The sequence below is a fragment of the Phosphitispora fastidiosa genome, from assembly GCF_019008365.1.
GTDB classification, from domain to species: domain Bacteria; phylum Bacillota; class Thermincolia; order Thermincolales; family UBA2595; genus Phosphitispora; species Phosphitispora fastidiosa.
Genome location: NZ_JAHHUL010000039.1, coordinates 1 through 3664, shown reverse-complemented (window position 1 = coordinate 3664; position 3664 = coordinate 1). Strand labels below are relative to the sequence as shown.

Here is a 3664-nt window from a genome sequence, read left to right as displayed (position 1 = left end):
ACTACAAGGAATATTAAGCAATTTTACCCATTGCAGCATTGCTAAGAAACATAAACAGAGTGAGCACATAATTTCTGCCTATGACGAAGGGCCTGATTGCATTCTCAGCCCGGTTGTTGGATAGTGCAATCTGCCCGTCCTCAAGAAATGTGCCCAGGCTCATTCTCTGATTTACAGAATAAGTTATTGCTTCGGCAAGTTTGGATCCTTTGAGAACGTTCACTGTGTCTACCCATGACCAATAAGCCTCAAGAACTGGCTTAGACCGTTCCTGACGCTGGATTTTACGTTCTTCGGGAGTGAGCTGTTCCAGGTCTTTCTCAATTGCAAACAGCTTGTTGCAGTATTCGAAGCCTATTGCGGCGGTGGAACCAACGGCGACTCCCTTTGGCATGGCCTCCTGAAATTTACGCCGTAGGTGAGCCCAGCAGCCACATCGGGTTACATCGGGCACCTTATTATAACCGCTGTAGCCGTCTGTTTGCAAATACCCACGAAAGCCCGCCAGAAACCGCCTCGCATGCTCACCCGACCTGGTGGGCTGATATTCATACAACACCACCGGCTTAGTGGCTATATTGCCTGAACAGTACAGCCACATCCGTGACTCTGAGGATGGTTTCTTGCCCTCTTCTTTAAGCACCTGGATTACAGTCTCATCCGCATGAATCACTGCCTGTTTAAGCAGATATGCCTTCATTGTCTCCCATAAAGGCATCAGCCAGTCATTTGCCGACCGGATAATCCAGTTGGCTAAAGTCGCTCTGGATAGGACAATACCTTGATTGGCCCAGTCCTTTTCCTGCCGGTACAAGGGCATGCCGTTGACATATTTCTGGTACATGACATGGGCCACAGTAGAGGCCGAAGCAAGGCTTCGTTTTATGACAGGTGCGGGAGTAGGTGCTTTCACTATCGTCGCTTCTCCCGTTTCCTTCTCGCAGCTTTCGCAGACATAGCTGTATCGGATATATCGCAGCAGCCTTACATGGGCCGGTATAATCTCCAATTCTTCCCGGACGGCCTCTTTGCCAAGAACACGCATGTTTGCGCCGCATTTCTGGCACTCAAGCTGTTCTTGATTCAGTTCACAGACCATCTCCACTACGGGCACATCTGCTGCCAGTTCTTCCTTGGTGCGTCTGGGTTTCCTGCTATGCTCAGAAACAGAAACTTTGGTGGGCTCAGGCGCTTTGCTGTTTGAAACAGCCTCCGCTTCGTTGAAGATCGATATCTGACCATTATCCTCGTTCAGTACATATTTGCTCTTTTCGCTGGATTGACCGTACATGGTCTTTTGGAAGTTGGCCAGTATATCCATCAGCCGGTCGATCCGGACCTTCTGTGATTCCACGGTTTTGGACTGTTCCTGCACCTTGTTTTCGAGTCTTGAAATATATTGAGTTACCTCGGGCGGAATACCCGTTAAATCAACCTTTTCCATGTTTTTATTATAGCATGAAAACACCTATAAATCCACTAATATCAAGGGTTTACACTATCTAAACAGTAACATTTTTTTACTCGGAAGCAGACATTTTGTCGCCATATTGACGTGTTATTTTTATCAGCAGAAATCTCTGGCTGCAACCTCACCAAAACCCTTTGGCGGGTCTATGGACAGGCCATCCATGAGCAGGCGAAGTTGGCTGACTGTGATGTTCCTTACATCTGCCGGCTCCTTCGGCCATTTAAACCGTGCTCCCGCCCCATCTAGCCTCTTGTAGTACAGTACGAAGCCGTTCTTATCCCAGCTCAGGCATTTTAGCCGATTGCGGTTCCGGTTGCAAAACAGAAAAAGGTAGTTCCCAAACGGATCCATGTTGAATTCATGCTTAACAATGATGGCTAGACCGTCTACCGATTTTCTTAGGTCAGTGGCCCCGCATGCCAAATAAATCCCGTCATAGCTGGTGATTTCCTTTAGCATATGCCATCCACTACTTTAAGCACCTCGGCAAGAAGAACAGGACTGAAACCAGTTCCCACGCAAATGGTCCATCTGCCGCAGACAAGCCGAATTTCACCGATTACCTCCGGTTCCCCTGTCATTTTTACCGGAGCCCACTGTGGTTGTGGCTCTTGCTGGTCATGGTGATCCTGGTTGGTCCGCTGGGCCCGGTTAACACGGGAAGCCCAATACACATAATGACGATAGTTGATACCTCTTGCTTCACACCAGTCTTTCGCGGTCATACCGCTGGCACGGCATTCAGCCACCAATGCCAGTTGTTCCTGACTTGCCATTTTATCTACCCCCATTCCTCGTATTGGGGATATTCTCTCATGGCAAGGCTGTTTTGACCATGCACCCGTTCGTTAAGCGCTTACCAAGTACCATCAGCGCGACCCGAGCTTCAGACTTGCGACGGCGCGAAGCGCCTAGTGCCACTTCAGATAGTCTCTTAGCGAACGAAGTGAGGTTAGAGATATCTGGACAGGTAGACCGCAGGGTCCTGGGAGAGTAGGACGTTGCCGGATTTAATATGAATAGCAGGTGGGCAGGTGGCAGATATGTTCCGGAAGGATAAGTCTGACGTCCGCCGACCCGCGACCCGCGTAAGCGGTAGTGGAATGTCGGCGGAGTTGTCGGGGGCCCATCCTGGAGGAATTTATCTGCACCCTCCATCAGCAATCACAGCATTCGTTTAATTGATTAAGAAAGACGGTTTTATCAGGTTCAGAAAATACGGATGATGACACAACCGCAGTTTGAGAATTTTCATCTATAGTTCTTAACCATACCGGTTCATTATTATAAAACAGTAAATGATAATTTTGTGAGTAGAGCATTTCTTTTATCTTATTATATTCCATAAAACGACAACTCCTTTAGTATTGAGGGGTGACTTATTCTCACATAAAGGCCTAATTCTCTTTAAGTTCATCGATTGAAACAGTTATGTCCGGTTGACCTTCTGTAGTTGGTGTAACCACTGCAGTATTATTATTATGATTGAGATTTTTGATCCAAATATTTTGTCCATTAAAAGTTACGTCGATAGTCTCTTGTGATTTGATTATTTCGGAAGCTCGCTTGTAATCCAAAAATAACATCTCCTTTTTCCTGTTTTATTAATATATTTTTGCCTTTATGTGCAATATAATATACATAACTAATTGTCTATTTAGGGCGTAAAGGATACAACACATGTAACTTGCAGTTCGGTAAATTCAAATGCAATTGAAGATGTGCCATAATTTTTGACTCTAAGCTATGGAGTTACATATTTTACGCTAAATTACGGCAGAAATAGAAGAAAAGAGGTTCATAAGGGTTTGCGAGAGCAGTGGAGAGCTTCGGAAAACAGCAGAGATTACCAGTTGACCTGAGAGGGTTGAATATGGTAAGATGTAAATCCGGGCTTGAGAGAGCAATGGAGAGCTTTGGAAAACAGCAGAGATTACCAGTTGACCTGAGAGGGTTAAACGTGGTAAGATGTAAATCCGCGCTTGAGAGAGCAGTGGAGAGAAGGATTAACAAGGTTAACAACAGGAGCAGAAATTACCAGTTGACTTGAGAGGGTCAAGTGTGGTAAGATAAAGTTCCTGCGGCAGAGATGCCGCAGGAACAAAAAGGAAACACAGGTCTTTGAAAACTGAACAGTGGAGAGATGGTTGTGAACGAGCCAATAAACGTTAGCCGAGAGCTAAGCCGTATTGG

General features: G+C 46.1%; 6 protein-coding genes. 1 reads left to right on the top strand and 5 read right to left on the bottom strand.

Going from position 1 to position 3664, the window contains the following annotated elements:
* Window positions 1-13: 13 nt before the first annotated feature.
* The 5 genes from tnpC to Ga0451573_RS18740 form a co-directional block, all read right to left on the bottom strand.
* Window positions 14-1321, bottom strand: coding sequence for an IS66 family transposase (gene tnpC / locus Ga0451573_RS18755; protein WP_269438408.1), 1308 nt, complete (start codon window positions 1319-1321; stop codon window positions 14-16).
* Between the two features lie 246 nt (window positions 1322-1567).
* Window positions 1568-1930 carry an IS66 family insertion sequence element accessory protein TnpB gene (tnpB, locus tag Ga0451573_RS18750; protein WP_231685716.1) on the bottom strand — a complete coding sequence of 121 codons (363 nt, stop codon included), beginning with the start codon at window positions 1928-1930 and terminating at the stop codon, window positions 1568-1570.
* Window positions 1924-2247: an IS66 family insertion sequence element accessory protein TnpA gene (tnpA, locus tag Ga0451573_RS18745; protein ID WP_231685714.1), complete on the bottom strand. Its 324-nt coding sequence runs from the start codon at window positions 2245-2247 to the stop codon at window positions 1924-1926. Before tnpA ends, tnpB begins: the two co-directional genes overlap by 7 nt.
* A gap of 381 nt (window positions 2248-2628) precedes the next feature.
* A complete protein-coding gene (locus tag Ga0451573_RS20350) occupies window positions 2629-2817 on the bottom strand; it encodes a small, acid-soluble spore protein, H family (protein WP_353740082.1) in 189 nt (62 codons plus the stop codon).
* A gap of 51 nt (window positions 2818-2868) precedes the next feature.
* Window positions 2869-3048 carry an H-type small acid-soluble spore protein gene (locus tag Ga0451573_RS18740; RefSeq protein WP_231685713.1) on the bottom strand — a complete coding sequence of 60 codons (180 nt, stop codon included), beginning with the start codon at window positions 3046-3048 and terminating at the stop codon, window positions 2869-2871.
* 296 nt (window positions 3049-3344) lie between these two features.
* On the opposite strand from Ga0451573_RS18740, the gene Ga0451573_RS18735 reads away from it, so the two are divergent.
* Window positions 3345-3521, top strand: coding sequence for a hypothetical protein (locus tag Ga0451573_RS18735; protein ID WP_231685711.1), 177 nt, complete (start codon window positions 3345-3347; stop codon window positions 3519-3521).
* Window positions 3522-3664: the final 143 nt, after the last annotated feature.